We start from the raw sequence: 2,661 nt of genomic DNA, 5'->3' as shown, positions 1-2,661 counted from the left end.
TATTCTTTGATTGTAAAGACCAAAGAAACGAAAGAAGATAACAAATATACCAAAAATCCAGGAAATATCCGACTAACTGAAAATCCGTGTATCCAAAATCTAGGTAAAAAACTAAACTACATTAACGCATTTAAGCCCGTCAAGCCCAATGCAATAAATCTAAGTACTTACAAAAATAGTAAGAACGAAAATACATATATTATTGCAAATTTGATTTCTAATTTTTTTTCTGAAAATGAGCCTTGCAAAAATTTGCATAATCTAAAAACATACATTAATGTTAACTTAAGAAAATTAGGAATTTATGCAAATACAAGCACATTGCAAAACCGAATTTACAAAAAAATCTTTATTCTTTAATAAGCGTGTTGAAAATTTTCATGAAAAATCATCATGAAAAATCACTATGAAAATCACTATGAAAATCACCGTAAAAATAATCATGAAAAATCACCATGAAAAATCAAGCAAACATACTACCTAAGAACTATGAGATTTACTAATACTCGTTATTATTTGAAAAGCCCAGTAATTAGCGACATAACAAAAGGAACTACATGGGTTATCATAACGGGCAATACCACTACAGTAATGAAAATTGTAATTCTGTTACTTACATTAAGCTTTTCCAAAAAAATTTGATTATTAATTTTCATTTCTTTTGTAAGATTTTGTGCCAAATTATCAATCTTAGTATTGAGTTCATTTTTAACAGTATCAATCTTGTCATTTAAATTCTTTTCTACAGTATCAATCTTAGTATTGAGTTCATTTTTAACAGTATCAATCTTAGTATTGAGTTCATTTTTAACAGTATCAATCTTAGTATTTAAATTCTTTTCTATAGTATCAATCTTAAACTCAAGATTCTCAAACTTTATTCCAAATTGTTTTTCTAAATTCTCTAAATCTCTATACGTAAGGTTATTGTGATAATATCTTTTAGACAAATCTTGTGCTATTAGTTGCTCCATTCCTAATCGAAGGAACTCTTTATATATTTGTTCTTCAGTAATGTTTGTTATTGAAACTAATTCCATAATTTCTCACTCGCTAAGTGTAGTATAACACAAATTACAGCCAAATAATAGCAAATTTTTAAAAATTGACGAAATCGACGCCACTCAAACTTTTGCTTTACCCAACACCAACATCCGTGAATTTAGTATATTTAGGATCAAAATTCATAGTAGCAATACCACCAGTCTCCCCCCACCTATTTTTAGCAACTATGGCCTTAACTTTACGCACTTCTTCATCATTATCTTCTTGTTCCTCATTCTCTCTATACAAAAAAATTACCTTATCTGCATCCTCCCCTAAAGAATCCAAATCCTCTCCCAAATCTGCTAAACTAGACTTTCTATACTCTGCACTACTATCCAATTGACATAGAACTATTATTGGAATTTTAAGCTCACGGGCAAATGTAAACAATTCTTTACTCAAATTTGAAACTTGCTTATAACGGGATAGTAGATGAGCATGCTCAAGAGAAATAAGGCTAATATTGTCAATGACAATAATATCAACGCCATAATTTTTTTTCATTTTTTTAGCTTTAGCCTTCAATTCGCGTATTTCGATACCATACACGCCATCAACACAAATAGAAAAATTTTTTAGCTTAGCATGTGCTTCATGGTACATTTGTCGCTCATTTTCGTCTATCAAGCTATTGTTGCAAATTTTGTGGTATTCTATCCCCGCATTAATTGATATAAGTTTAAGCGGAATAGATTCGTGAGGCGATTCAAGTGAAAAAAATCCAACACTTCTATTTTGTTTGCACAAGTTGTTTACAATATTGAATGCAAAAGCAGTTCTATCAACATTGGGGCTTGCGCCAACTATTACAAAATCTGATTTTTTAAAACCTTTAATTATATTGTCGAGGCCACTAAATCCACTTTCTATGTAGTCATTTTCTATGAAATTTCTACTTTCAATGTCGTCAATTATAACTTGATCAATGTCGGCCGCGTTGTGAATTGAAGAAGTTTTGTAGTCTAGCCCCATTGAATTCATTTTACTTTGGGCATAGTCAATCAACGCCCCTAAATCCTCTGATTTGTCAAAAACATCTTTTCTAATTTTGTCAGTGAGTTCAAGAATTGAGCGCCTAACACTATTATCTCTGATGGTCTTACAATGGGTTTCTAAGATTGGGCCAGTCATAGCGTATTTTGATACATTGTCAACGAATTCGTTTACTTCAAAATCGCTAAAAAACTTATTAGACTTTCTTTCCTTTTCAAGCTCTTCAAGCACTATATTGGGATCAATCGACAAACCCTTTTGATGTAAATCGATCATACACGCAAAAATTTTTTGATTTACAGTGCCGGAAAAGTCTTCCGGTCTCAAATACAACAGAACTTCTTCAACCTCAACGGTGTTGTTGAGTAAACTACCTATCACAATACTTTCTGAATCCATATTAGAAAGCTTAAATTTCTCAATAATATCTTTACTATCTACGCAATTTTGCACTTAAAGCCTCCTTATATTTTCAAAACTTGCGAAACCGACTGCGTACACGCAGATGGGATGGGGGATTGATCAGATTACCAATTTGATCTAGCATTTCTTCCCTTTTTTGCTTAATTTTTGCAACCCACTTAGTAATAATTCCTCCGGGCTGTAACTCTTTGGAGTAAA

The 2,661-nt window shown here is 31.6% G+C and carries 2 protein-coding genes and 1 pseudogene; 1 reads left to right on the top strand and 2 read right to left on the bottom strand.

Going from position 1 to position 2,661, the window contains the following annotated elements:
* Positions 1 to 360, top strand: a pseudogene (locus HNP68_RS06425) (hypothetical protein); the annotation flags it as partial.
* A gap of 152 nt (positions 361 to 512) precedes the next feature.
* On the opposite strand, the gene bdr reads toward HNP68_RS06425, so the two are convergent.
* Both bdr and HNP68_RS06415 read right to left on the bottom strand, forming a co-directional pair.
* The gene (gene bdr, locus HNP68_RS06420; RefSeq protein WP_183221584.1) at positions 513 to 1,040 is read right to left on the bottom strand and encodes a Bdr family repetitive protein; all 528 of its coding nucleotides are present in this window, start codon (positions 1,038 to 1,040) and stop codon (positions 513 to 515) included.
* Positions 1,041 to 1,137: 97 nt separating this feature from the next.
* Positions 1,138 to 2,493, bottom strand: a complete 1,356-nt coding sequence (locus HNP68_RS06415; RefSeq protein ID WP_183221582.1) for a DnaB-like helicase C-terminal domain-containing protein — start codon at positions 2,491 to 2,493, stop codon at positions 1,138 to 1,140.
* Positions 2,494 to 2,661: the final 168 nt, after the last annotated feature.

It is taken from the genome of Borreliella yangtzensis (assembly GCF_014201775.1).
Lineage (GTDB): Bacteria > Spirochaetota > Spirochaetia > Borreliales > Borreliaceae > Borreliella > Borreliella yangtzensis.
This window is presented reverse-complemented; position numbering and strand designations above follow the sequence as displayed.

Bases quoted from the DNA above. Each gene is read 5' to 3' on its own strand.
- bdr (WP_183221584.1), bottom strand. From the start codon at position 1,040: ATGGAATTAGTTTCAATAACAAACATTACTGAAGAACAAATATATAAA.